The sequence below is a fragment of the Gammaproteobacteria bacterium genome (genome assembly GCA_022340215.1).
Lineage (GTDB): Bacteria > Pseudomonadota > Gammaproteobacteria > JAJDOJ01 > JAJDOJ01 > JAJDOJ01.
Window position 1 is genome coordinate 1 of sequence record JAJDOJ010000084.1, and the last position, 24123, is coordinate 24123.

Annotated in this window: 24 protein-coding genes and 2 tRNA genes; 4 read left to right on the forward strand and 22 right to left on the reverse strand. The window is 61.2% G+C overall.

Translation table 11 applies throughout. The annotated features are described in order from the left end of the window. Positions 1-271: 271 nt before the first annotated feature. On the reverse strand, positions 272-694 hold the full coding sequence (locus LJE91_06100; protein MCG6868306.1) for a hypothetical protein: 423 nt from the start codon (positions 692-694) through the stop codon (positions 272-274). A gap of 389 nt (positions 695-1083) precedes the next feature. On the opposite strand from LJE91_06100, the gene LJE91_06105 reads away from it, so the two are divergent. From LJE91_06105 to LJE91_06120, 4 genes are all read left to right on the forward strand, one after another. Further along, positions 1084-1368 (forward strand): BrnT family toxin, encoded by a 285-nt coding sequence (locus LJE91_06105; GenBank protein ID MCG6868307.1) that lies wholly within the window; start codon positions 1084-1086, stop codon positions 1366-1368. Further along, complete coding sequence (locus tag LJE91_06110; protein ID MCG6868308.1) at positions 1337-1657, forward strand: BrnA antitoxin family protein; 321 nt, start codon at positions 1337-1339, stop codon at positions 1655-1657. Before LJE91_06105 ends, LJE91_06110 begins: the two co-directional genes overlap by 32 nt. Beyond that, positions 1654-2013, forward strand: coding sequence for a HigA family addiction module antidote protein (locus tag LJE91_06115; protein ID MCG6868309.1), 360 nt, complete (start codon positions 1654-1656; stop codon positions 2011-2013). Before LJE91_06110 ends, LJE91_06115 begins: the two co-directional genes overlap by 4 nt. 201 nt (positions 2014-2214) lie before the next feature. Further along, positions 2215-2955 carry a 3'-5' exoribonuclease gene (locus tag LJE91_06120; protein MCG6868310.1) on the forward strand — a complete coding sequence of 247 codons (741 nt, stop codon included), beginning with the start codon at positions 2215-2217 and terminating at the stop codon, positions 2953-2955. A gap of 64 nt (positions 2956-3019) precedes the next feature. Here LJE91_06120 and LJE91_06125 read toward each other — a convergent pair. The 21 genes from LJE91_06125 to ftsH form a co-directional block, all read right to left on the reverse strand. After that, positions 3020-3096: transfer RNA gene (locus LJE91_06125), tRNA-Met, on the reverse strand. A gap of 161 nt (positions 3097-3257) precedes the next feature. Further along, entirely contained in the window at positions 3258-4703 is a 1446-nt protein-coding gene (gene nuoN, locus LJE91_06130; protein ID MCG6868311.1) for an NADH-quinone oxidoreductase subunit NuoN, read from the reverse strand. A 14-nt stretch (positions 4704-4717) separates the two neighbouring features. Further along, positions 4718-6229, reverse strand: coding sequence for an NADH-quinone oxidoreductase subunit M (locus tag LJE91_06135; protein MCG6868312.1), 1512 nt, complete (start codon positions 6227-6229; stop codon positions 4718-4720). Between the two features lie 60 nt (positions 6230-6289). Then, positions 6290-8242: an NADH-quinone oxidoreductase subunit L gene (nuoL, locus tag LJE91_06140; protein ID MCG6868313.1), complete on the reverse strand. Its 1953-nt coding sequence runs from the start codon at positions 8240-8242 to the stop codon at positions 6290-6292. Positions 8243-8246: 4 nt separating this feature from the next. Further along, positions 8247-8552: an NADH-quinone oxidoreductase subunit NuoK gene (nuoK, locus tag LJE91_06145; GenBank protein MCG6868314.1), complete on the reverse strand. Its 306-nt coding sequence runs from the start codon at positions 8550-8552 to the stop codon at positions 8247-8249. A 135-nt stretch (positions 8553-8687) separates the two neighbouring features. After that, positions 8688-9284: an NADH-quinone oxidoreductase subunit J gene (locus LJE91_06150; GenBank protein ID MCG6868315.1), complete on the reverse strand. Its 597-nt coding sequence runs from the start codon at positions 9282-9284 to the stop codon at positions 8688-8690. A gap of 75 nt (positions 9285-9359) precedes the next feature. Next, entirely contained in the window at positions 9360-9848 is a 489-nt protein-coding gene (gene nuoI / locus LJE91_06155) for an NADH-quinone oxidoreductase subunit NuoI (GenBank protein ID MCG6868316.1), read from the reverse strand. Positions 9849-9865: 17 nt separating this feature from the next. After that, positions 9866-10942, reverse strand: coding sequence for an NADH-quinone oxidoreductase subunit NuoH (gene nuoH, locus LJE91_06160; GenBank protein MCG6868317.1), 1077 nt, complete (start codon positions 10940-10942; stop codon positions 9866-9868). Positions 10943-10948: 6 nt separating this feature from the next. Then, positions 10949-13321 carry an NADH-quinone oxidoreductase subunit NuoG gene (nuoG, locus tag LJE91_06165; GenBank protein ID MCG6868318.1) on the reverse strand — a complete coding sequence of 791 codons (2373 nt, stop codon included), beginning with the start codon at positions 13319-13321 and terminating at the stop codon, positions 10949-10951. Positions 13322-13361: 40 nt separating this feature from the next. Next, on the reverse strand, positions 13362-14654 hold the full coding sequence (gene nuoF, locus LJE91_06170; protein MCG6868319.1) for an NADH-quinone oxidoreductase subunit NuoF: 1293 nt from the start codon (positions 14652-14654) through the stop codon (positions 13362-13364). Positions 14655-14658: 4 nt separating this feature from the next. Continuing rightward, positions 14659-15168 (reverse strand): NAD(P)H-dependent oxidoreductase subunit E, encoded by a 510-nt coding sequence (locus LJE91_06175; GenBank protein MCG6868320.1) that lies wholly within the window; start codon positions 15166-15168, stop codon positions 14659-14661. Further along, a complete protein-coding gene (locus LJE91_06180; GenBank protein MCG6868321.1) occupies positions 15168-16421 on the reverse strand; it encodes an NADH-quinone oxidoreductase subunit D in 1254 nt (417 codons plus the stop codon). The genes LJE91_06175 and LJE91_06180 overlap by 1 nt, the downstream gene beginning before the upstream one ends. Continuing rightward, positions 16414-17148, reverse strand: coding sequence for an NADH-quinone oxidoreductase subunit C (locus LJE91_06185; protein MCG6868322.1), 735 nt, complete (start codon positions 17146-17148; stop codon positions 16414-16416). The genes LJE91_06180 and LJE91_06185 overlap by 8 nt, the downstream gene beginning before the upstream one ends. Before the next feature lie 120 nt (positions 17149-17268). Beyond that, positions 17269-17745, reverse strand: a complete 477-nt coding sequence (locus LJE91_06190) for an NADH-quinone oxidoreductase subunit B (GenBank protein MCG6868323.1) — start codon at positions 17743-17745, stop codon at positions 17269-17271. Further along, the gene (locus tag LJE91_06195) at positions 17736-18092 is read right to left on the reverse strand and encodes an NADH-quinone oxidoreductase subunit A (protein MCG6868324.1); all 357 of its coding nucleotides are present in this window, start codon (positions 18090-18092) and stop codon (positions 17736-17738) included. The genes LJE91_06190 and LJE91_06195 overlap by 10 nt, the downstream gene beginning before the upstream one ends. A gap of 130 nt (positions 18093-18222) precedes the next feature. After that, a tRNA-Leu gene (locus LJE91_06200) sits at positions 18223-18307 on the reverse strand. Positions 18308-18430: 123 nt separating this feature from the next. Then, positions 18431-18838 (reverse strand): preprotein translocase subunit SecG, encoded by a 408-nt coding sequence (gene secG / locus LJE91_06205; GenBank protein ID MCG6868325.1) that lies wholly within the window; start codon positions 18836-18838, stop codon positions 18431-18433. A gap of 36 nt (positions 18839-18874) precedes the next feature. Further along, positions 18875-19624, reverse strand: coding sequence for a triose-phosphate isomerase (gene tpiA / locus LJE91_06210; GenBank protein MCG6868326.1), 750 nt, complete (start codon positions 19622-19624; stop codon positions 18875-18877). 256 nt (positions 19625-19880) lie between these two features. Further along, positions 19881-21224 (reverse strand): phosphoglucosamine mutase, encoded by a 1344-nt coding sequence (gene glmM, locus LJE91_06215; protein ID MCG6868327.1) that lies wholly within the window; start codon positions 21222-21224, stop codon positions 19881-19883. Continuing rightward, positions 21217-22098 carry a dihydropteroate synthase gene (gene folP / locus LJE91_06220; GenBank protein ID MCG6868328.1) on the reverse strand — a complete coding sequence of 294 codons (882 nt, stop codon included), beginning with the start codon at positions 22096-22098 and terminating at the stop codon, positions 21217-21219. Before folP ends, glmM begins: the two co-directional genes overlap by 8 nt. A gap of 43 nt (positions 22099-22141) precedes the next feature. Further along, positions 22142-24043, reverse strand: coding sequence for an ATP-dependent zinc metalloprotease FtsH (gene ftsH, locus LJE91_06225; GenBank protein ID MCG6868329.1), 1902 nt, complete (start codon positions 24041-24043; stop codon positions 22142-22144). Positions 24044-24123 lie beyond the last annotated feature (80 nt).

Sequence of the window (24123 nt, forward strand, 5' to 3'; positions counted from 1 at the left end):
TGGTTGCCGCAACCGGTTCGCTTTTTGCGCCGTTTGTTTTTGTTCGTTTTTTCCTTTTGGTGCTTGGTGGCCGGCTTCGGGTAGCCGTCCTTGTCCCATTCCGGTTTCTTCGAGGTCGGTTGGTTGACGTGCTGGTTGATGTCCTTGATCTTCTGCCCGGCCTTTTCCTTGTCGATCTCGCCTTGCAGTTTGGCGAGCTGTTCGCTCAGTTCGGTTATCTGCTTGTCTTTTCCTTCAAGCCGGATGCGCGTGTACTCGCGTTGTTCGAGGATTATCGCGATGAGCTTGGCCTTGGGCAGTTCTCCAGCCCTGCCTTGTCCGGGCCGGGCAGTCCATTGCCCTTCACGGCGGGGGCTGTCACGTCGTTAATCCGTCTCCACCGCCATGATTGCCGCCAACAGAGCGAGCCGTTCACCGGGGGGGGTAGCGCCTGGTAATTCTTTGCCCAACGTTCGGCCTTGCGCTTGATGCGCTGGCGATCGGTGAAGTCCTTTCCCGCGTAGGTGGCCCAGTGCGCGCGGTCGATGTCGTAGTTGTACCAGAGCTTCTCCGTGCGCGGGCCGCCCCAGGTCATGGTCTGTAGTGCCACGCAGTTCCAATCTTCCAGCATGCCGTCATACAGGGTGGACGGGTAGCCGGAGAGGATGACCCGGCACGGCAGGGACTTGAGTATACACGGGGTCAGGTCTCGCATAATAACACTCGGCTGCGAATTACCCGTCCTACCGTTGTCGGGCGCAGACCGAAATGTTATATTGCAAGACCTGACCCTTCCTTCCCCCAATCGTCCCGCCACCAGCCGAAGGCCCCGGTGATCGGTACGCGCCCAGGCGCTGGTCGTGAACTCGTGCGCCACGTACCAGCCGGCCTTGCGGCCGCGCTTGTCCTCGCGGTGGCGCACCCGACCGCAACACCCCGGTCGTATCGAGGTGCTCCACCTCGAGGCCATAGGCGGTCAACTGATCCAGCACCGCCTGATAGGCGGCCACGGGATTCGCGGCCGTATCAGACATCGTCGACACGCTCACATAACGTATATACAAGATACTTGTGATATTTATATTTTGTATATACGATAAGCGTATGCATTACGAATGGGATGAAAACAAACGCCAGATAAATCGCGAGACCCATGACGTGGATTTCATCGATGCGGAAGGGTTCGACTGGACCGAGGCACAGATCAGAATCGATTTCCGCAATCACGACCAGGAACTGCGCCTGATCGCCTATGGGCCGATCGGCAACCGTCTCCACGTCATGGTGTCTACGCTCCGGGCGCAGCTCATCCGAATCATCAGCCTGCGCAAGGCAAACCGCCGCGAGGTCAAGCGTTATGTCGAAAACAAAGCTCATCATCCCCACTGAACGTGAGGATGCCGAAATCAATGCCGGAATCGCCCGTGATCCCGACGCCCGTGAATTGAGCGACGAGGAGATCGCGCAGATGCGACCAGCCGATGAGGTCGTTCCCGATGTCGTCAAGGCATACAAGGCGGGCAAGCTGAAGGGCCGTGGCCCCCAGAAAACACCCACAAAGCAACCCATATACATCCGCCTCTCACCCGAGGTGTTGGCGTACTTCAAGGGCACTGGAAAAGGTTGGCAGACCCGCCTGGACGAGGTCCTTCGCGAATACGTTAGAAGAAACGCATGAGCATCAAACGCGAGGCTTTGCGGGAAATCGATTTCTCGGAAGTCGTCGATCCGCGAGGCGCGGCCATCCCGCCGACCAGCCCCGCAGACATCCTGCTGCATGAATACATGGAGCCGCTCGGCCTGTCGGCCAATGCGCTTGCCGGCGCATTGCGCGTGCCCGCCAACCGCATCACCAACATCCTGAAAGGCCGCCGCTCGAACACCGTGGACACGGCCTTGCGCCTGGCCCGGTGTCTCGGCACCACGCCGCCGTACTGGATGAACCTGCAATCCGGTTACGACCTGGAGGTCACCATGGCTGAAAAGGACGCGGCGATCGCCGGCGAGATCTCGCGCCGCGTAACCGCGCCATGACATCCTCCGACAACGATAACGAACGGGAAATGGAACCAGACGACGCGCCGGAACTAGACGACGGCTTCTTCGAGCGCGCCACTCCGATGATCGGCGGCAAACCCGTTTCAGCGGACGAGGTCAAGGCGGCGTTCAAGGCCGCGCGGGAAAGGCCGATCAACGATACGGACAACCCGCCGACGACAAACGCCGACTGGGAACATGATCGACCTCGAAACCATGGGCACCAGCGCGGACGCGGCCATCATCGCCATCGGGGCCGTGCGCTTCGATACCGAGATTACCGACCGCTTCCATTGCATCGTGTCGCTTCAAAGCAGCGTCGATGCAAGACTGCGCATGGATCCGAGCACCATTCTGTGGTGGATGCAGCGCAGCGAATCGGCTCGCGCGCAGTTCGCCGAGGAGGGAACCGAGATTGATTACGCCCTGATCGAGTTCGAGGAATGGCTCGAAGAGGACACCATCGTCTGGGGCAACGGCTCGGATTTCGACAACGCCATCCTCGCCAACGCCTACCGCGCCTTGAACTTGCCCGTTCCCTGGAAATTCTGGAACAACCGCTGCTACCGCACCGTGAAGGCCCTGCACCCGGAGATCAAGGAGGGGTGCACTGGCGGCAGCATTTACCACTGCGCCGTTGACGACGCCGCGCCGCCGCGGCACCTGTTCTCCGGGATCGCGGTCTGCGGCGCCTGCGGCGGACCCATGGCCATGATCGACGCCCGCCGCTATGGCTGCACCATCCACCGCAATCGCGGACGGGCTGTTTGCGACATGGAACTCACCGTGACCCGCAAGCGCCTCGAGGAGCGCCTGCTCGCCGGCATTCGCGAGCAGCTCAAGGAGAATCTGCGTATGGATGTGGACCGCGCCCGTGAAATACTGTGCGGCAGCTCGTGGGCGGTGAGATCCGTCGAGTGCCGGAATCCGGCGGCCTGACGGCGATCCTGGCTGGAAACTACGCGGGATTGTTGGGACAACAGGTGGCAATTGCTTCCAAGACTGGTAGCGGGGGCAGGATTTGAACCTGCGACCTTCGGGTTATGAGCCCGACGAGCTGCCAGACTGCTCCACCCCGCAACAGAAGGACGAATTGTACGTATGGATCACGGGGAATGCAATCGGCAAAGGCAGACAATTCACCCTTGCCGATCGATCATCGGATGCGCATCGCGCCAATCACATCGCAAGCGCGTGCGACTGCGACGCGCCGGACCGGACCGGCGCGTCCCTCGCATGCCTTACCAGTTGGTGGCGTTGGCACAAAGCGCCATCAATCCCCCGGGGAACAGACCCAGGATCAGCATCAACAGTCCGTTGGCGCTCATCACGACCCCGGCGTCGGTTACGGGAGCAATGACGGTGTCATCGTCCGACTTGTCGAAGTACATCAATTTCACTACCCGCAGGTAGTAGAACGCCCCGACCACCGAAAACACGACGGCATAGACCGCCAGCCATACGAGGTCCACACGAACAGCTGCCTGAATGACGCTGAATTTCGCGTAGAAACCCACCGTCGGGGGAACACCGGCCATGGAGAACATCAACAGGAGCATGATGAATGCGAACCACGGACTTCGGTCATTGAGCCCTTTGAAGTCCTCGATGTTCTCCGGCTCGAATCCCTGCCGGCTGAGGACCAGAATCATGCCGAACCCGCCGGCGGCCATGATGGCGTAGACGATGGCGTAGAACATGGCCGCTGAATATCCTTCGGGCGTTCCCGCCAGGATTCCCATCAGAATGAAGCCGACGTGTGCAATGGTGGAATAGGCCAGCATACGCTTGATGTTCGATTGCGCGATCGCGATGACGTTGCCGATGGCCATCGAGAGGGCCGCGAGCACCACGAGCATCTGGTGCCAGTCGGCAAACAGGCTGCCCATGCTTTCAACCAGCAATCGGATGACCATCGCGAACGCCGCGATCTTCGGCGCCGAACCGATATAGAGCGTCACGGAGGTCGGTGCCCCGTGATAGACGTCCGGCACCCACATATGAAACGGGACCGCTCCAAGTTTGAACCCCACACCCACGACGACGAACGAGAGCCCGAACGCCATGTAGAGATTCTTTCCCGTATTCGTCGCCAGATAGTTACTGATCTCCGCCAGGTCGAGACTGCCGGACAGGCCATACAGTATCGACATGCCGTACAGCAGCATGCCCGAGGCGATCGCACCGAGGACGAAGTACTTGACCGCGGCCTCGCTCGCCACGCCCGAGTCACGTGAAATCGCCACCAGCGCGTATTGCGACAGCGCGAGCAATTCCAGTCCCAGGTAGATGGTCAGGAAATTGTGAGCCGAAACCATGATCATCATGCCCAGGACACCGAACAGACCCAGGACATAGTACTCACCGCGAAACAACTCCCGGTCCTTGAGGTAGGGTCGCGAGTAGACGAACACCGCGATCATGATCAGATAGATCGAGGACTTGAGCAGGACGGCCATGTCGTCCATGACGAACTGACCACCGAATCCCAGCCGATTTCCCTCACCGAAACTGAACATCGTTGCCGTGAGAACGAACGCGCCTACAAGCGTCAGCACGGACAGCCAGTAGGTCAGGTCCCGTCGCGATTCCTCGAGGAACAGATCGACGACGAGTATCAAGCAGATCATGCCGAGCATGAACAACTCGGGGACGACCATCAGGATGTCGGATTGGAACTGGTTCATGTATATCCGGAAATCTAAAGTTTCGAAACGGTGACGTGCTGAACGAGATGCTCCACGCTGGCAGCCATCAGGTCGACCAGTGGCGCCGGCCAGATGCCGAACAGCAGCACTACCGCTGCGAGGGAACCCAGTACGATGAACTCGCGACGATTGATGTCCTGCAGGCCCTCCACGTTCCGGTTCGCCACGTTGCCGAAAACCACCCGTTTGACCAGCCACAACGAATAGGCGGCGCCGAGTATCAAGGTCGTTGCCGCGAGGAAGGCAAACCAGAAATTCGCCTTGAAACTGGACAGAATAACCATGAACTCACCGACAAACCCGGAGGTGCCGGGCAATCCGGAGTTGGCCAGCGCGAACAGCACGAAAAACGAGGCGAACACCGGCATGGTATTGACCACACCGCCGTAGTCTCCGATCTGACGGCTGTGCACGCGATCATAGAGAACGCCCACGCACAGGAACAGCGCCCCGGAGATGAACCCGTGGGAGATCATCTGGACGATCCCTCCCTCCATCCCCAGGGTGGCACCGGAGGTCCCGCCGGTTCGGTCAAGGATACTGAAGACGACGAAGATGCCGAGGGTCGTGAATCCCATGTGCGCAATCGACGAATAGGCGATCAGCTTCTTCATGTCCTGCTGCACCAGCGCGACGAAGCCGATGTACACGACGGCGACCAGGGACATGAGAATGATCAGCCAGTCCAGGCTATGACTGGCGTCCGGCGTGATCGGCAGACTGAACCGCAGGAAACCATAGCCGCCGATCTTGAGCAGAATCGCCGCCAGGATCACCGATCCGCCGGTCGGCGCCTCTACGTGGGCGTCCGGCAACCAGGTGTGCACCGGCCACATGGGAACCTTGATCGCGAACGCCGCCAGAAACGCCAGAAAGATCAGGACCTGCTCGGTCATCCCCAGCTTGAGGCCGTGGTAATCGAGTATGCCGAAGCTGCCGGATTTGGAATACATGTAGACCAGCGCGACCAGCATGAACACCGACCCGAGAAACGTATACAGAAAGAACTTGAGGGTCGCGTACACCCGGTTCGGTCCGCCCCAGATCCCGATGATGAGAAACATCGGCACCAGCATGGCCTCGAAGAAGATGTAGAACAGGATCGAGTCAAGCGCGCAGAACACCCCGATCATCAGACCTTCCATCACCAGGAACGTGGCCATGTACTGCGACACGCGATACTGGATAACCTCCCAGCCCGCCATGACGACCAGAATGGTCGTGAACGTGGTCAGGATGATCAGGGGCACGGAGATCCCGTCGACGCCGAGGTGGTAGTTGATATTGAAGGCGCTGATCCAGTGCAGCATTTCGACGAACTGCATCTCGTGCGTGGACCGGTCGAAATCCGTGAACAGGATGAGACTCAACGCGAAGGTCAGCACAGACACGGCGAGCGCGATACGCCGGGCACCGTTTCCCTTGTCTCCCACCGCTATGACGAGAAACCCACCCAGGATGGGTATCCAGATCAACAGGCTGAGCACAGGCCACTCAAGCATTATACTTTCCCATGTCGTCAATCGGCCATCGGTGCAGCCGCACCGGGCCCGGACCCACGGCCCTTATCCAGAAAACAGAAACCTCGCCAGAAACACGATCAAACCGATGATGATCGCGAAAGCGTAGTGATACAGATACCCGGTCTGGATCCCGCGAATCCGCCCGGACACCCAGCCGACGGCTCTTGCCGACCCGTTGACCAGCAGACCGTCGATGAAGAACACATCGCCACCCTTCCACAGGGCCTTGCCGATTCCGCGCGCCCCACCGGCGAAGAAAAACTCGTTGAACTCGTCGAAACCGTATTTGCTAACCAGGATGCGATACGGCAGTGCCAGACGGGATTTCGCCCGTTCGGCCAGCTCCGGCCGCCAGTAGAAGAAAACCCAGGCCGTGGCGATACCGGCCAGCGCCAGCCAGAACGGGGGAGCCATCAGGCCATGCAACACGAAGGGCCACACACCGTGGTAGTGCTCGCCGAGATGCGCCAGCACGTTGTGGTCCGGATGTACCACGATCGAGTCACCGAAGAAACCGCCGAAGATGAGCGGGCCGATGACGAATCCCGCCAGCACCGAGGGGATGGCGAGCATGATCAGCGGCACGGTCACGACGGCGGGCGTCTCATGCAGATGCGAACGCGTGTGCTCGTCCATCCGCCCGGTTCCGTGGAAGACCATGAACAGCAGACGAAACGTATACAGGGCGGTGACGAAGACCGAGATCAGCACGAGCCAGTAGGCGAGTGTGGCACCCGGCGCCTCGGAAAGGTGGACCGCCTCGATGATCGTGTCCTTGGAAAAGAAACCCGCGAAGATCGGGATGCCCGCCAGTGCCAGCGAGCCGACCACCGAGGTCCAGTAGGTGATCGGCATGTACTTCCTGAGTCCGCCCATCTTGCGCATGTCCTGCTCGTGGTGCATGGCGACGATCACCGACCCGGCCGCCAGGAACAGCAGCGCCTTGAAGAACGCGTGCGTCATGAGATGGAAGATACCGGCGGCATAGGCGGAGGCCCCCAGGGCCGCGGTCATGTAGCCGAGCTGAGACAGCGTCGAATAGGCGATGACCCGTTTGATGTCGTTCTGCACGATACCAACCAGACCCATGAAGAACGCCGTGAGCGATCCGATGACCAGGACGACCCCGAGCGCCACCTGGCTGTACTCGAAAAGGGGTGACATCCGGGCCACCATGAAAACGCCCGCGGTCACCATGGTCGCCGCGTGGATCAGCGCGGAGATGGGGGTGGGGCCCTCCATCGAGTCCGGCAGCCAGACATGCAGCGGCATCTGCGCGGACTTACCCATCGCCCCGACGAACAGAAGGAGACAGATGACCGTAATCGCAGACCACTCCGACCCCGGGAAGATGGAGATGGTCTCCCTGGAGACGGCTTCGGCCTGGCCGAATACGGTTGCGTAGTCCATGGAACCGGTATAGGCCAGTACCGCCCCGATACCCAGCAGGAAGCCGAAATCACCCACGCGGTTGACCAGGAACGCCTTGAGACCGGCATAGATCGCCGACTCGCGCGTGTACCAGAAACCGATCAGCAGATAAGACACCAGGCCCACCGCCTCCCAGCCAAAGAACAGCTGCAGGAAGTTGTTGGACATCACCAGCATCAGCATCGAGAAGGTGAACAGGGCGATGTAACTGAAAAAACGCTGGTATCCGGGATCGTCGCTCATGTATCCGATGGTGTAGATGTGCACCATCAGCGAGACGAACGTCACGACAACGAGCATCAACGCGGTGAGCTGGTCGATGAGAAAACCGATGCTGAAGGTGACACCCTCGCTGACCAGCCACGTGTACACGGGACCGTTGAAGGGTTCCGCACCCTTCAACGCGAAGTGCCAGAACACGATCAGCGACAGCATGAAGGAGATCGCCACGCCCAGGATCGTGACCGTGTGCGCGCCGGTGCGGCCGATCTGCCGCCCGAAGAGGCCCGCGGCGATGGAGCCGACCAAAGGGGCCAGGGGAATTGCGAGATAGATCCCTTCCATGCCTCTAACCCTTCATCGAGTCCAGATCCTGGACATTGATGGTGCCGCGGTTGCGGAACAGCAGCACCACGATCGCCAGGCCGATCGCGGCCTCCGCCGCGGCGACCGTCAGGACGAAGAAGACGAACACCTGTCCCGCCATGTCGCTCGAATAGTAGGAGAAGGCGACGAAATTGGTATTGACCGCCAGCAGCATCAATTCGATCGACATCAGCAGAATGATGACGTTCTTCCGGTTCAGGAAGATTCCCGCCACGCTGAGTGCAAAAAGTACGGCGCCGAGCACCAGAAAATTAGCCAGAGGAACCATCGTGAATCCCTATCCCTTCCCATCAACGGAATGTCGAATCCGGCCCGCCGGATCCCGTTCGTCTTGTTCAACCTCTAGGAACCGCCGCGGAACCTCCACGGATCCTCGCCATGCTTCTCGACCGGGCACTTGCGTTCAGGAACGCTCCCCTTCCATCTTGACCAACCTGACCCGGTCTTCCCGTTTCACGCGGACCTGCCTGGCCGGATTCTGGTACCGGGTCTCGGGTCGCTTCCTGAGCGTCAGCGCGATCGCCGCGACAATGGCGACCAGCAGGATCACGGCGGCAATCTCGAACGGATAGACGTACTCCGTATAGAGTACGCTGCCCAGGGCTTGGGTATTGTCGAATCCCTCGGGTGCCGGGACCGGCGCGCTCGAGTCATCGAAGGTCTTCGCCCCCACCACGAGCACCATCTCGACGAGCAGCACGATCGCCACGAACACACCGACCGGAAGATACTTGATGAATCCCTCTCTCATCCGCGCGATGTTGATGTCGAGCATCATGACCACGAACAGAAACAGGACCATCACGGCGCCCACGTAGACGAGGACCAGTACGATTGCGAGAAACTCGGCTTCGGCAAGCAGCCAGATCGCCGCGCCCGAAAAAAAGGTGAGGACGAGAAACAACGCCGCGAGAACCGGGTTGCGCACGGTGATCATACGCAGCGCCGACAGCACCATGATCGAGGCGAAGACAAAAAAAACGACCTCAGTAAAACTCATAGGAATTCATGTCCTGTTGTCCTGTTCCGGAGGCATCGCCGACTCACGGAGCGCACACCATGCATCAGGCCTTTCCTAGCGGTAGGCCGCATCCGCGGCCCTGTCCGCGGCGATCTGTGCTTCGTACTTGTCGCCGATCGCGAGCAGCTTGTCCTTGGTCATGATCTGCTCTCCCCGATTCTCGAAGTGGTAGTCGTCTATCCGCGTCTCGACGATGGAGTCCACCGGGCAGGCCTCCTCGCAGAACCCGCAATAGATGCACTTGAACAGATCGATATCGTATCGCGTGGTCCGCCGGGTACCGTCCTCGCGCTCCTCGGAGTCGATGGTGATGGCCAGCGCGGGGCACACGGCCTCGCACAGTTTGCACGCAATGCAGCGCTCCTCGCCGTTGGGATATCTGCGCAGGGCATGCAGACCGCGGAACCGCGGCGATCGCGGCGCCTGCTCCTCCGGATACTGGACCGTAAACTTGCGGGTGAACAGCCGATATCCCGTCAGGCGCATGCCCTTCAGCAGTTCCAGCAGGAGAAAGCTCTGAAAAAAATGCTTCACCGACGCCATCATGACGATCCGCTCCCTCAGTCGAACCAGGGGCCAATATTCAGCGCGATCGCCGCGCCCTCGACGAAGATCCACACCAGCGTGACGGGGATCAGCACCTTCCAGCCCAAACGCATGATCTGGTCATAGCGGTAACGCGGAAACGTCGCCCGGAACCAGAGAAAACAGAACAGAAAGAAAGCCGTCTTGAAGACGAACCAGTGCAGCCCGCCACCGAGGAACGTACCGAGTACGGGAATCTCCATCGCCGAGGCGGGCAGCACCCCCTCGAACGGCGACAGCCAGCCGCCAAAGAACAGCAACGCGGTGAGCGCCCCGATCAGGATCATGTTGGCATATTCGGCGAGGAAGAATACGGCAAATCCCATCCCGGAATACTCGACGTGGAAACCGGCGACGATCTCTGATTCTCCTTCCGCCACGTCGAATGGTGCACGGTTGGTCTCGGCGACACCCGAGATGAAATAGACCAGAAAGATCGGCAGCAGTGGCAACCAGTACCAGTGCAGGATGCTTCCCTGCTGCGCCCTGACGATATCACCGAAGTTGAGACTTCCTGCCGGCATGAGCACCGCGACCAGCGCGAATCCCATCGCGATCTCATAGGCCACGATCTGCGCCGCGGAGCGCATCGCTCCCAGCAGCGCGTACTTCGAATTGGATGCCCAGCCCGCAATGATGACGCCGTAGACACCGATCGAGGTGAGTGCCAGTACATACAGCAGCCCGGCATTGATATCCGACAGCACCCAGCCGTCGTTGAACGGTATCACGGCCCAGGCCGCGAGTGCCGGACCCAGGGCGAGCAGCGGTGCGGCGAGGAACAGCGCCCGGTTGGCATTCGTCGGGATAACGATTTCCTTGAACAACAACTTGACCGCGTCCGCAATGGGCTGCAACCAGCCTTTCGGGCCGACACGATTGGGCCCGATACGGATCTGCATGTAGCCGATAATCTTCCTTTCGGCAAAGGTCAGATACGCCACACTCAGCATCAGCGGAATGAGGATCAGGACGATCTTGCCGACGATGAGGGCTACGGTCCGGATATCGACTGGAATCGACATCCACTGGGAGGTGAGGAATTCCGTCATCTGCGTTCAGCCCCTCTCCAGCTTCAAAGGGCCGAATCCCATGCCCAGCGTCTCGGTCCCGGGCATACCGGCCGGGATCCAGGCGCATCCGTCGGGGACCGAATCATCGATCTCCAGGCGCAGCTTCTCGGTGCCGCCATTCTGCGTCACCAATACCCACTCCGCGTCAGCCAGCGCCAGGGTTTTCGCCTGCCCCGGATTCAGTGAAACGGTTGCCGGCGCCGCGTCTTCCGTCTGCTGCAACGCGGCCGCCCGCCGTACGACGGCATCGGTTGCGTAAATGGGCGTACCGAAGGCCCGGAACAGTTCCCCGTTGAATTCGAATGTCCCGGGCTCGTGGGCGGTGGGGAGCCGGTTGCTGAATTCCAGCTCCATCGGAAACTCGGACCGGATCTCCTCCAGTACCTGGGCGGAGGACTGATATCCGAAGCCTTCGAGATCCAAGGCGTTGCCGAGCACCCGAAGCACCTTCCATCCCGGTCTCGCCTCGCCGGGCGGCGAACCGGCCCCGTTGAAACTCTGCCAGCGTCCCTCGCTGTTGACGAAGGTTCCCGAGGTCTCCGCGAACGCGGCGATGGGCAGGATCACATCGGCGTAGGCCCGCGTCCGCTCGCTCGCATAGGGTGCCAGGGCCGCGACGAACGCCTTGCCCGCGAGCGATCGCAGGACACCTGCCGGATCGTCGCAGTCGAACTCCGGCTCCACCGACAGCAGGACACAGGCCGTGAGATCGTCGATCATCTCCCGCACGCGGCGCCCTCCGGCATCGGCATTCTCTCGCCCGCCGCTCAATCGATGGGGTACACAACCGGCAAGCCACGCCCCGGCGGCATTGGCCCCTTCGGCGAGATAACCCAGTTCCGCCCCGGATTGCTCCGCGATCAGTGCACCCAGCGCCCGTAGCACGGAAAAGGCTGGATGATTCATCGCCATGGGGCCGAGCAGCAGCGTCGATCCCCCCGCCTCGGTCAGCCGGGCGGCGATCCTTCGGGACACCTCGTCGGGTTCCGCCCCCTCCAGCAATGACTTCAGTACGGTGGGAGCCTTGTTTCCCGAACCGTCGAGCGCGGCCCTGGCGATTCGGGCCAGCGCCGCGACCATATCCTGGGGTGCGGAAATCACCCGCTCCTCGAGCGGGAAGAGAAACTCGAAATCGCGCGGATTGACGACCATCGCCCCTGCACCGCGGGCGACCGCCTTGCGCAATCGGTGGGCGAGGATCGGCTGCTCCTTGCGAACCCAGGAACCGACGAGCAGAAAGGCGTCGACCGACTCCAGATCGGCGATGGTCTGTCCCAGCCAGGGAAACAGCGGAGCATGGGCCTCGTCACTGAAATCGGACTGACGCAAGCGGTGTTCGATCCGGCTTGAACCGATCCCTCGGAGCAGTTTCTGGAGCAGGAACATCTCCTCGGTCGTCGCATTCGGTGATAGCAGCGCCCCGACCTCCCCGCAGGGGACGCTTCGCAGGCCATCGGCCATCGCGTCCAGCGCGGTCTGCCAGTCGACGGTCTGCCATTCACCGTCGCGCTTCACCATCGGGTTCGCCACACGATCCTCGCTGTACAGACCCTGATAGCTGAAACGGTCCCTATCGGAGATCCAGGTCTCGTTGACGGCCTCGTTCTCTCGCGGCACGACCCGTACCACCTTTCCGCGGCTGGTATGGACGAACAGATTCGATCCCACACCATCATGCGGGGAAACCGCGGCATGTTGCAGCAGTTCCCAGGCCCGTGCGCCCATGCGGGACGGTTTGGCGGTCAGGGCCCCGACCGGACACAGGTCGATGACGTTGCCGGAGAGTTCCGAACTCACGGCCTTCTCGACATAGGTACCGATTTCCAAGAACTCACCGCGGCCGGTCGCGCCCAGTTCGCGTAGCGCCGCGATCTCATCGCCGAAACGCACGCATCGCGTGCAATGGATGCAGCGCGTCATATCCGTTGCGATCAGGGGTCCGATATCCTTATCCCTGACGGCGCGCTTGCTCTCGCTATAGCGCGAAACGTCCTCGCCGTAGCCCATGGCGACATCCTGCAATTCGCACTCCCCGCCCTGGTCGCATACCGGGCAGTCCAGCGGGTGATTGATGAGCAGAAACTCCATGGTGGCCTTTTGAGCGGCGATCGCCTTGGGCGAACGGGTAAATACCTTCATCCCCTCGGTCACCGGGGTCGCGCAGGCCGGCATGGGCTTGGGCGCGCGTTCGACCTCCACCAGACACATGCGGCAATTGGCGGCGACCGACAGTTTCTTGTGATAGCAGAAGCGCGGCACGTCGATGCCCGCCTCGTCCGTCACCTCGATCAGCATGGCGCCCTTGCGCACCTGCAGGGGGACGCCGTTGACCTCGATACTGACCCTTTCCTCGCTCATGTGTCCCCGCAGCCCGTATCCTTGCCAGCGCCCACACGTCTCATGCCGCGTCTCGCGCGCCGTTGTCCAGCATGCTGTGACCGTGCTCGATGTAGTACCCGAACTCCGGCCGGAATTGCTTGACGAAGCTCCATACCGGCATCGCGGCCGCATCGCCGAGCGCGCAGATCGTTCTGCCCTCGATCTTGTGCGCGACGTCTTCGAGGCGCACCAGATCTTCCGGCCTCCCCCGGCCGTCCACGATCCGGGTCAACATCCGGTACAGCCAGCCGGTGCCTTCGCGACAGGGCGTACACTGCCCGCAGGATTCCGAGAAATAGAACCGAGATATCCTTCGCAGCACCTGCACCATGTCGGTGATCTCGTCCATGACGATGACCGCCCCCGAGCCGAGCATGGATCCGGCCTTGGCGATCGAGTCATAGTCCATGGTGCAGCCCATCATCGCATCGGCGGAAAGCACCGGCACCGAGGAGCCGCCGGGGATTACCGCCTTGAGCGTCCTGCCCTTCCAGATCCCGCCGGCCATCTCGAGCAGTTCCGGAAACGGTGTGCCGAGAGGGACCTCGTAGTTGCCTGGCCGTTCCACGTGCCCCGAGACAGAGAAGCATTTTACGCCGCCATTGTTGGGAATCCCCAGGTCGGCGAACCACTGCCCGCCGTTGCGCATGATAGCCGGCACCGAAGACAGGGTTTCGGTGTTATTGATGGTCGTCGGTCGCCCGTACAGCCCGTAGTTCGCAGGAAACGGCGGCTTGAAGCGGGGCAGACCCTTCTTGCCCTCAAGGGACTCAAGCAACGCCGTCTCCTCGCCGCAGATGTAGGCACCGGCCCCGAGCGAACCATAGAGATCGAAATCCACACCCGAACCCAGGATGTCCTTTCCAAGCAGGCCCTGTTCGTAGGCCTCCCGCAGCGCCCGGGAAAAACGCTCGTAGGGCTCGTCGAGGAACTCTCCGCGCATGTAGTTGTAACCCACGGTCGCGCCGATCGCGTACCCGGCGATCGCCATACCCTCCACCAGGGCATGCGGGTTGAAACGCAGGATGTCGCGGTCCTTGCAGGTGCCCGGCTCCGACTCGTCCGAATTGCAGACGATATAGCTCTGGGCCCCGGACTTGCGCGGCATAAAGCTCCACTTCAACCCGGTGGGGAAACCCGCACCACCACGACCCCGCAAACCGGATGCCTTGACCTCCTCGATGATCTCCTCTGGCGAGGTCTTCTTCTCGAGGATATCTCGCCAGGCCCGATAACCCCCGAGCGAGAGGTAGGTCTCGTAGCTCCAGGGCTCCTCTTTGGAGAGTGTCGCGTAGCAGACTTGCTCGGTCATCGGTTCAATCCAGTTCGTCCAGGAGTTGATCCACCCGTTCCGGGGTGAGGTTCTCGTGGTAGACGTGATCGATCTGCATCATCGGGGCGCCGCAACAGGCCGCCAGACACTCCTCCTCGCGCTTGAGGAAGAATTTGCCGTCCGGGGTCGATCCGCCGAGCTTGACGCCCAGCCGGTCCTCGAGATGCGCGACGATCTCGTCCGCACCCCGAAGCATGCACGAGACGTTCGTGCAGACGGAGATTTCGTGCCGGCCGACGGGTTCGATGTTGAACATGGAATAGAACGAACCTACCTCGAACACCGCGATGTCGGACAGTCCCAGGTAGGCCGCCACGGCCTTCATGGAGTCCGGGCTCAGGTATGCGTTCTCATGTTGCACCGCGCGCAGCGCGGCGAGCACCGCGGATTGTTTGCGGTCTTCCGGGTAGCGTTCGAGCCAGGTGTCGATCTCCTGCCTGACGTGCTCGGAAAGTCCGTCCGGGCCCGGCACCTTGTGGGTCTGTGCGCTCATCAGCGATCAATCTCCCCGAAGACGATGTCCTGTGTCCCGATGATCGCCACGACATCGGCGAGCATGTGTCCCCGCGACATCTCGTCCAGCGCCGCCAGGTGGGCGAAACCCGGCGCGCGTATCTTCACCCGATAGGGTTTGTTGGCGCCGTCGGAAACCAGATAAACCCCGAATTCGCCCTTCGGATGTTCCACCGCTGCATAGGTCTCGCCTTCCGGCAGGCAGTAACCCTCGGTGAACAGCTTGAAGTGATGGATCAGCGACTCCATGTCCGCCTTCATCTCCTCGCGTTCAGGCGGCGTGATCTTGTGGTCCTCGTGCATCACCGGACCGGGATTCGCCCGCAGCCAGTCCACGCACTGGCGGACGATGGCGTTGGATTGCCTCATCTCCTCGATGCGTACCAGGTAGCGATCGTAGCAATCGCCGTTGACGCCGACGGGTATGTCGAAATCCAGCGAGTTGTAGACCTCGTAGGGCTGCTTCTTCCTCAGGTCCCACTCCACACCGGAACCGCGCAGCATGGGGCCGCTGAATCCCAGTTGTTTGGCGCGCTCCGGCGATACGGTCCCGATGCCGACGGTCCGCTGCTTCCAGATCCGGTTGTCGGTCAGCAGCGTCTCGTACTCATCGACGCAGGCGGGAAATCGACCGGTGAACTCCTCAATGAAATCCAGCAACGATCCCTGACGGGCCTGGTTAAGACGTTCGACGTCCCTGGGGGATCTCCAGCGACTCTCCGCGTACCGGGGCATCTCGCCGGGAAGGTCCCGATAGACGCCACCGGGGCGATAGTAGGTCGCATGCAGACGCGCACCGGAGACGGCCTCGTAGCAGTCCATCAGGTCCTCTCGCTCGCGGAACGCGTACAGGAATACGGTCATCGCACCCACGTCCAGGGCGTGGGACCCGAGCCAGAGCAGATGATTCAGGATCCGTGTGATCTCGTCGAACATCACCCGGATGTACTGCGCCCGGATCGGCGCCTGGATACCGAGCAGGTCCTCAATCGCGAGCACGTAGCCGTGTTCGTTGCACATCATGGACACATAGTCCAGACGATCCATGTACCCGATGCTTTGATTGTAGGGCTTGCTCTCGGCCAGCTTTTCGGTCGCGCGATGCAGCAGACCGATGTGCGGATCGGCACGCTGGATGACTTCACCGTCCATTTCGAGCACGAGCCGCAGCACGCCGTGCGCCGCCGGATGCTGGGGACCGAAATTCATCGTGAAGTTGCGAATCTCAGGCATTCCGCCCGCCCTCCGATTCGGATTCGGATTCGGATTCGGCATCGATGTCCCGGTGATGGTCGCGAATCACCTTGGGGACAAGCACCCGTGGCTCGATGGAGGTCGGTTCGTAGACCACGCGTCCCTGTTCGGGATCGAAACGCATCTCCACATTCCCGACCAGCGGGAAATCCTTGCGAAACGGGTGCCCGATGAATCCATAGTCCGAAAGCAGGCGGCGCAGGTCGGGATGACCCTCATAAACGATGCCGTAGAGATCGAACGCCTCGCGCTCGTACCAGTTCGCCGAATTCCAGATCTTCGTGACCGATGGCATCATCGGGAAATCGTCGTCCTCGCAGTGACATCGAAGTATCGCACGCGCGTTGCGTGCAATGGACAGCAATTGGTAAACGGAAGCAAAACGTGGGCGGTCGCTGCGGGGAATCGACGGTGCATCATGAAACGAGAACCGCCCGAAACTGGTCTTCTCCACCCCACGGCTGAAGCCCTCCCCCGTAGAGGTTTCCGTAGACCACTCGCCGATCCCGAAGGACAGGTAGTCGATACCGGCCACGTCCATCAGCATGTCGAACTCGAACTCGTCACGCAGGCGCATGCCGACCTCGATCAGGTTCGCGGGCGCGACCTCCAGGATCAGCTTGCCTCGCTCGATCCTGCAGGTTCCCAGCGCATTCCCGAACGCGGCCTCGAGTTGCGAGGCGAGTTTGTCCTGTCGTTCACTCATAGGCTGCCCACATCGCCACCAGCGACACGGGGTTCTCGAACCGTCTTCACGTCAGACCGACGGATTACGTGGTGACCCGAGGGCTGCCATGTATGACGAAAGAACCCGCGTTGACTGTCACTAGCGGGCAATGGTGTTCGTGTTCCTGATCTTGTTATGCAGTTGGAGGATCCCGAAAAGTAGCGCTTCGGGTGTGGGAGGGCATCCGGGCACATAGACATCGACCGGCACGATACGGTCACAGCCCCTGACCACGGAGTAGGAGTAGTGGTAATAACCACCGCCGTTGGCGCAGGACCCCATCGAAATGACCCAGCGAGGCTCGGCCATCTGATCGTAGACCTTCCTAAGCGCCGGGGCCATCTTGTTGACCAGGGTACCGGCCACGATCATGACGTCGGATTGCCTCGGGCTGGGGCGGAACAGCATCCCGAACCGGTCGAGATCGTACCGCGACGCCCCCGCATGCATCATCTCGACGGCGCAGCAGGCAAGCCCGAAGCTGACCGGCCACATCGAACCGGTACGTGCCCAGTTGATCAGCTTGTCCGCGCTCGTGGTAACGAACCCTCTCTCGAGTACCCCTTCTATTCCCATTCCAGAGCCCCCTTCTTCCACTCGTAGACGAACCCGACGATGAGCACGGTCAGAAACAGCGCCATCGCAAGCAGGCCGAACAGGCCAATACTGTCCAGTGCAACGGCCCAGGGGAAGAGAAACGCGATTTCCAGATCGAAAATGATGAACAGGATGGCGACGAGGTAATAACGCACGTCGAATTTCATCCGTGCATCCTCGAAGGCCTCAAACCCGCATTCGTAGGGAGAGTCCTTTGCCGGGTCCGGCCGCCTCGGTCCGAGCATGGCGCCCAGCGAGATCGCCACGATACCGATGGCGAGGGCGATCACCAGGAAGATCAGGATTGGCAAATATTCTGCGAGCATCTTGAGACCACGGAGCGAACCGGCGTACAGCCGATCTAAGGGTGAGGCGTGCCCCTTGACACGAAACCTGCAGGATGACTATTTGGACGACCTTATGACTGCGATGTTCCTCGCGTCCCTGCAGAACCGTTGGTGCCGATGGCCGGAGTCGAACCGGCACGGCTTTCGCCACTGCCCCCTCAAGACAGCGTGTCTACCAATTCCACCACATCGGCTTGAACCTTTCTAATGGTTCGTAATTATCTCTCCATCAGCGCCGCTTATTCTTGCATGCATACGCCGGAAAACTCCTTCGAGAACCCCAGCGGACGGAATAAAATTCCCCGCTGAACAATCAGTTACCTCGGGACGTCATCCAGACCACCCGAGCCCCCGGTCACCGGTCCGGGTACCGTGTCCGGGGCATCGGCAGGGATGTCCGACGATGCGCCCAAGGGGACGTCCGCTTCCCCCGAAGCCGGCAGCGTGTCGGGTCCGGCGACCGGTTCCCCTGCCGGGGCAGCGGCTTCGATCACGCTGTCGGCGACCGGGGTCTGCCGGGCGAGATACGCAAGGGTAAGGCTGTTGATGAAGAACGCCGCCGCGAGGACTGCCGTTGTGCGGGTCAGAAACGAACCCGAGCCGCGAGCCCCGAACACCGTGGCGGATGCGCCACTGCCGAAGGCGGCTCCCGCGTCCGCGCCCTTGCCGTGCTGCAACAGGATGAACCCCACCATGGCGATGGCCAGCAACACATCGATGCCCATCAGTATCGCGTATAGCGTCGTCAACTCCGGCTTACCTCATCCCGCCGTGCAGATCTTCAGAAAATCCCCGGCGTCCAGCGATGCCCCGCCGATAAGCCCCCCGTCGATGTTCGGCATAGAAAACAGCTCCTTTGCGTTGCTGCCCTTGACGCTGCCCCCGTAGAGGATACGCAGGCCTTCGGCGACTCCCGCATCCTGCTGCGCAACACGCTGCCGGACAAAGGCGTGCACGGCCTCGGCCTGGTCTGGGGTTGCGGTCTTGCCCGTTCCGATCGCCCAGACCGGCTCGTAGGCGAGGACGGATTTCGACAGGGCTGCGACGCCATTGTGCGAAATGACCGCATCGATCTGGCGCGCGACGACGGCCTCCGTCGTTCCGTTCTCCCGCTCCTCGAGCAGTTCACCGACACAGAGTATCGGAATCAGTCCGGCGCGTGTGGCGGCGGCGAACTTTCTCGCCACTATCTCGTCGCTGTCACCGTACAGGCTGCGGCGTTCCGAATGACCCACGATGACATACCGGCAACCGAATTCCACCAGCATCGGCGCGGAAACCTCGCCGGTGAATGCCCCCTTGTCCTGGTCACACACGTCCTGCGCGCCAAGGCCGATAGACGAATCCGCCAAGGCCGCCTGTGCCAGAGGTAGATAGACGTAGGGCGGACAGACGGCGACCTCGGCGTCACCGACTTCACCCATACCCGCCGTAATAGACTCCAGAAGTGCCCCGGAGCCGCCGATCGAGCCGTTGAGTTTCCAGTTACCGGCTACCAGAATCTGCCGCATGCATGCGTCTCCCAGTCAGATGACTACTCGAGTTGACGAACACAGCGCCCCCGCGCTGTGGCCTAGGTCAAAAACAGGCGCGCAAGCTTAGGTGATTTCTGCCCAATAATCCACCATCTCACTTGTCTTTTCCTAGGGACAACTGCGGCATGTCTCGCCGATGCACCGGCAGCCGCACCTCGAGGACGAACGCAATTCCTGTGTGTTCCGGTAAATCCCTTTCCGACGATTGCCTGACTTCCGGTCCGGGAAGCAATCAATTTGCCGCTGCTTCGTTAACCGCCGCGGCGATACCCTCCGCAACTTGCCGAACCAGGTTTCCGTCGTCGCCCTCGACCATGACCCGGACCAGCGGTTCGGTACCCGATGCGCGCAACAGCACGCGCCCTCTGCCATTGAGGGATGCTTCGGCGGCATCCACCTCACCCTGGAGGCGCGTCGAGTCCTCCAGTAGACTGGCGTCGGAGACCGGTACGTTAATCAGGACCTGCGGATACTTGACCATGCCGCTCTTGGCGGCATGCAGTGTCTGCTCCTGGCTGACGAGGACATGCAACACCTGAAGTGCCGAGACGATGGCATCTCCAGTGGTGGTACGGTCGAGGCAGATGATATGGCCCGAGGATTCCCCCCCGAGTTGCCAGCCCTCGCTGTGTAACATCTCCATCACGTACCGGTCGCCGACCGCGGCCCGCCGAAAGGCGATACCCTCCCGCGCCAGGGCGTGCTCCAGTCCCAGGTTCGTCATCAGCGTCCCGACGACACCTCCCACCAGCGTGCCTTCCGCGAACCGGTTTTTCGCGATAACATAGAGCAGTTCGTCCCCGTCGACGACCTCTCCCTGCGCATCGGCCATGATCAGGCGATCGCCATCTCCATCGATTGCGACGCCTGCGTCCGCTTCATGCTCGATTACAGCCGCTCGAAGCGCCCTCGGTGCCGTCGATCCACAGTCTTCGTTGATGTTCAATCCGTTCGGGGTCGTTCCGATGCGAATGACCCTGGCACCGAGTTCCTCGAACACGTTCGGCGCGATGTGGTAGGTCGCACCGTGCGCGCAATCGACGACCAGCGTCATGCCGTTCAGTGTCGTACCGGTCGGGATCGTACTCTTGCAGAACTCGATGTAGCGGCCCGCGGCATCGTCGACGCGTTCCGCCTTGCCGAGCGATCCCGAATCGACCGTCTCCAACGCCTTGTCCATCTCGGACTCAATCGCCACCTCGATATCGTCCGGCAGTTTCTCCCCGTCGCCCGAGAAAAACTTGACGCCGTTGTCATAGTATGGGTTGTGGGAAGCGCTGATGACGATGCCGGCGGCGGCTCTGAAGGTGCGTGTCAGATAGGCAACACCGGGTGTGGGCATGGGACCGAGCAGGAGGATGCCCACCCCGGCAGCCGAAAGTCCCGCCTCCAGAGCCGACTCCAGCATATATCCTGAAATACGTGTGTCCTTACCGATCAGAATCTTTGCTGATGCGCCTTGTTCCGCGAATACCCTGCCGACAGCCCAGCCGAGCTTGAGTACGAACTCCGGTGTCATCGGTGACACGCCGACACGTCCGCGTATACCATCTGTTCCAAAAAATCGCTTATTCATTACAACCTTCTTGTTTCCCTTCTCCATCGACTATCGCCTGAACCACGGCCAGCGCCTGTACGGTCGGGCCGACGTCGTGTGTGCGGATCAGCCTTGCACCTTCCATGGTCGCGATCACGGCCGCCGCGACGCCGGCGAAGACACGCTCCCCGGTGCCGGCGCCGGTGACCGCACCCAGCATTCGCTTCCTGGATATGCCGACCAGCAGCGGCACGCCGAGCGACCCGAACTTCTCCAACGAGCCCAGCAGACGATAGTTGTGGTCGGTGGACTTGCCAAACCCGAACCCCGGATCCACCAGCATCCGGTTGCGACCGATCCCGGCGGCGACGCAATGCCGCACGCGCGACGCAAGGAACGCGTACACCTCGCCCGTCACGTTATCGTATTGCGGCGTCTTCTGCATGGTCCGCGGTTCTCCCTGCATGTGCATCAGGCACACCGCCACGCCGGCGTCGCGAACGACTTCGAGCGAACCTTCGGCCTGCAGTGCCCGCACGTCGTTCACCAGTACCGCGCCGGCGCGGATCGCCTCGCGCATCACCGCCGGCTTGCTGGTGTCCACGGAAACCGGTAAGTCGCTGTGCGCGACGATCGCCTCGATAACCGGAACCACCCTGTCGATCTCTTCCTGGACCGAAACCGGTTCGGCGCCAGGCCGTGTCGATTCTCCGCCGACATCGATGATCGCCGCCCCTTCCCCGCCCATCGCCATTGCACGGTCCAGAGCGCGGACGGGGGTAAAAAAATCACCCCCGTCCGAAAAGGAATCGGGGGTGACGTTGAGAATACCCATGACCCGTGGCCGGGAAAGATCCAGGACACAACACGCACAATCCACCGCGGTACCGGTCGGGGCAGGTCGCTTCCTCATTGAAACGCCTTGCCGCGGACAGCCGCCTCACCGAGTGCCCTTTTCAGTGCTGTCCTGCCGGACCGCCGATTGTGCCCTTGCTGCTACCGTCTTCCGCCTCGCCGGCCCCCGACTGCGGCGGTTCACCATCCGACCACTCCTGGGGAGGTTCCGGCTCCTCGCCCTCCATGATGCTGTCGATCTGCTTGTCGTCGATCGTCTCGTACTTCATCAGGGCATCCGCCATCATGTGAAGTTTCTCCATGTTATCTTCCAGCAGGCGTTTGGCTCGCTCGTAGTTGGTGTCGATGAAATGCCGCACCTCCTCGTCAATGGCGTGCGCGGTCTCGTCGGACAGCATCTTGTGCTGCGTCACGGAGTGGCCGAGGAACACCTCACCCTCCTCCTCGCTGTAGGCCAGCGGACCGAGTTTTTCCGACAACCCCCAGCGGGTTACCATGTTCCGCGAGATGTCCGTGGCGCGCTCGATGTCATTCGCCGCACCGGTGGTGACCGCCTCGCCGCCAAAAATCAACTCTTCGGCGACCCTTCCACCGAAAAGACTGGAAATCTGACTCTCTAGCCGGCGCTTGCTGTGACTGTAGCGATCGTCCTCGGGGAGAAACATGGTGACGCCGAGGGCCCGTCCCCGCGGGATGATGCTCACCTTGTAGACCGGGTCGTGTTCCGGAACCAGCCGACCGACGATCGCGTGTCCCGCCTCGTGGTAGGCCGTCAACCGCTTTTCTTCCTCTCCCATCACCATGGACTTGCGCTCCGCGCCCATGATGATCTTGTCTTTGGCGCGCTCGAATTCCTCCATGTCGACCATTCGCTTGTTGGCCCGCGCCGCGAACAGGGCCGCCTCGTTCACCAGGTTCGCCAGGTCGGCACCCGAGAAACCCGGCGTGCCCCTGGCGATCAGGCCAGGCTTGACGTTGTCTGCTATCGGGACCTTCCGCATGTGGACCTTCAGGATCTGCTCGCGCCCGCGCACGTCCGGCAACGGGACCACCACCTGGCGGTCGAATCGTCCGGGCCTTAAGAGCGCTGGATCCAGCACGTCGGGCCGGTTCGTCGCGGCGATGACGATGATGCCCTCGTTACCCTCGAAGCCGTCCATCTCGACGAGCAACTGGTTCAGTGTCTGCTCCCTTTCGTCGTGACCGCCGCCCAGTCCCGCGCCGCGATGTCGCCCGACGGCGTCGATCTCGTCGATGAAGATAATGCAGGGAGAGTGCTTCTTGGCCTGGGCGAACATGTCGCGCACCCTGGAGGCGCCCACACCGACGAACATCTCTACGAAGTCCGAACCCGAGATGCTGAAGAACGGGACCTTGGCCTCGCCTGCGATCGCCTTGGCGAGCAGCGTCTTGCCGGTTCCGGGAGAGCCGACCATCAGGACGCCTCGCGGGATCTTCCCGCCGAGCTTCTGGAACTTGCCCGGGTCACGTAGAAACTCGACCAGTTCCTGTACCTCGTCCTTGGCCTCCTCCACCCCGGCCACGTCGCCGAAGGTGACCTTGATCTGGTCCTCGCTCATCAGGCGCGCCTTGCTCTTACCGAAGGTCATCGCACCGCGACCGCCGGCTCCGCCCTGCATCTGCCGCATGAAGAATATCCACACGCCGATCAGCAACAACATCGGGAACCAGCTGATCAGGATGTCCGTCAGCAGCGATCGTTTCTCGGGCGGATTCGCCTGTACCTTCACGTCGTTGGCGAGCAGATCGTTGATCATCTGCGGATCGTCCGGGGCATAGGTGGTAAACCTGGCGTTGGAAACGGTCTCACCCTTGACGGTCTGCCCGTCGATCACGACGCTCTTGATCCGGCCGCTCTTGACCTCCTGTATAAACTCGGAGTAGGACAGCGCCGCCGGCTGCGTACCCTGCGGACTGAAATTATTGAAAACGGACATCAACACAACGGCAATGACCGCCCATAAAATCAGGTTTTTCACCATGTCATTCAAAGGTCACCTCACAAACTCGCGGGCACGACAAATCGAGCCGCGCTTAATAGGTCGAACATACACCATATCCA

What these genes read in the sequence shown, in the direction of transcription:
- LJE91_06100 (MCG6868306.1), bottom strand. Translation starts at nt 694, where the DNA reads ATGCGAGACCTGACCCCGTGTATACTCAAGTCCCTGCCGTGCCGGGTC.
- LJE91_06105 (MCG6868307.1), top strand. Translation starts at nt 1,084, where the DNA reads ATGCATTACGAATGGGATGAAAACAAACGCCAGATAAATCGCGAGACC.
- LJE91_06110 (MCG6868308.1), top strand. Translation starts at nt 1,337, where the DNA reads ATGTCGAAAACAAAGCTCATCATCCCCACTGAACGTGAGGATGCCGAA.
- LJE91_06115 (MCG6868309.1), top strand. Translation starts at nt 1,654, where the DNA reads ATGAGCATCAAACGCGAGGCTTTGCGGGAAATCGATTTCTCGGAAGTC.
- LJE91_06120 (MCG6868310.1), top strand. Translation starts at nt 2,215, where the DNA reads ATGATCGACCTCGAAACCATGGGCACCAGCGCGGACGCGGCCATCATC.
- nuoN (MCG6868311.1), bottom strand. Translation starts at nt 4,703, where the DNA reads ATGAACCAGTTCCAATCCGACATCCTGATGGTCGTCCCCGAGTTGTTC.
- nuoL (MCG6868313.1), bottom strand. Translation starts at nt 8,242, where the DNA reads ATGGAAGGGATCTATCTCGCAATTCCCCTGGCCCCTTTGGTCGGCTCC.
- nuoK (MCG6868314.1), bottom strand. Translation starts at nt 8,552, where the DNA reads ATGGTTCCTCTGGCTAATTTTCTGGTGCTCGGCGCCGTACTTTTTGCA.
- LJE91_06150 (MCG6868315.1), bottom strand. Translation starts at nt 9,284, where the DNA reads ATGAGTTTTACTGAGGTCGTTTTTTTTGTCTTCGCCTCGATCATGGTG.
- nuoI (MCG6868316.1), bottom strand. Translation starts at nt 9,848, where the DNA reads ATGGCGTCGGTGAAGCATTTTTTTCAGAGCTTTCTCCTGCTGGAACTG.
- nuoH (MCG6868317.1), bottom strand. Translation starts at nt 10,942, where the DNA reads ATGACGGAATTCCTCACCTCCCAGTGGATGTCGATTCCAGTCGATATC.
- nuoG (MCG6868318.1), bottom strand. Translation starts at nt 13,321, where the DNA reads ATGAGCGAGGAAAGGGTCAGTATCGAGGTCAACGGCGTCCCCCTGCAG.
- nuoF (MCG6868319.1), bottom strand. Translation starts at nt 14,654, where the DNA reads ATGACCGAGCAAGTCTGCTACGCGACACTCTCCAAAGAGGAGCCCTGG.
- LJE91_06175 (MCG6868320.1), bottom strand. Translation starts at nt 15,168, where the DNA reads ATGAGCGCACAGACCCACAAGGTGCCGGGCCCGGACGGACTTTCCGAG.
- LJE91_06180 (MCG6868321.1), bottom strand. Translation starts at nt 16,421, where the DNA reads ATGCCTGAGATTCGCAACTTCACGATGAATTTCGGTCCCCAGCATCCG.
- LJE91_06185 (MCG6868322.1), bottom strand. Translation starts at nt 17,148, where the DNA reads ATGAGTGAACGACAGGACAAACTCGCCTCGCAACTCGAGGCCGCGTTC.
- LJE91_06190 (MCG6868323.1), bottom strand. Translation starts at nt 17,745, where the DNA reads ATGGGAATAGAAGGGGTACTCGAGAGAGGGTTCGTTACCACGAGCGCG.
- LJE91_06195 (MCG6868324.1), bottom strand. Translation starts at nt 18,092, where the DNA reads ATGCTCGCAGAATATTTGCCAATCCTGATCTTCCTGGTGATCGCCCTC.
- secG (MCG6868325.1), bottom strand. Translation starts at nt 18,838, where the DNA reads ATGGGCATCGATGTGTTGCTGGCCATCGCCATGGTGGGGTTCATCCTG.
- tpiA (MCG6868326.1), bottom strand. Translation starts at nt 19,624, where the DNA reads ATGCGGCAGATTCTGGTAGCCGGTAACTGGAAACTCAACGGCTCGATC.
- glmM (MCG6868327.1), bottom strand. Translation starts at nt 21,224, where the DNA reads ATGAATAAGCGATTTTTTGGAACAGATGGTATACGCGGACGTGTCGGC.
- folP (MCG6868328.1), bottom strand. Translation starts at nt 22,098, where the DNA reads ATGAGGAAGCGACCTGCCCCGACCGGTACCGCGGTGGATTGTGCGTGT.
- ftsH (MCG6868329.1), bottom strand. Translation starts at nt 24,043, where the DNA reads ATGGTGAAAAACCTGATTTTATGGGCGGTCATTGCCGTTGTGTTGATG.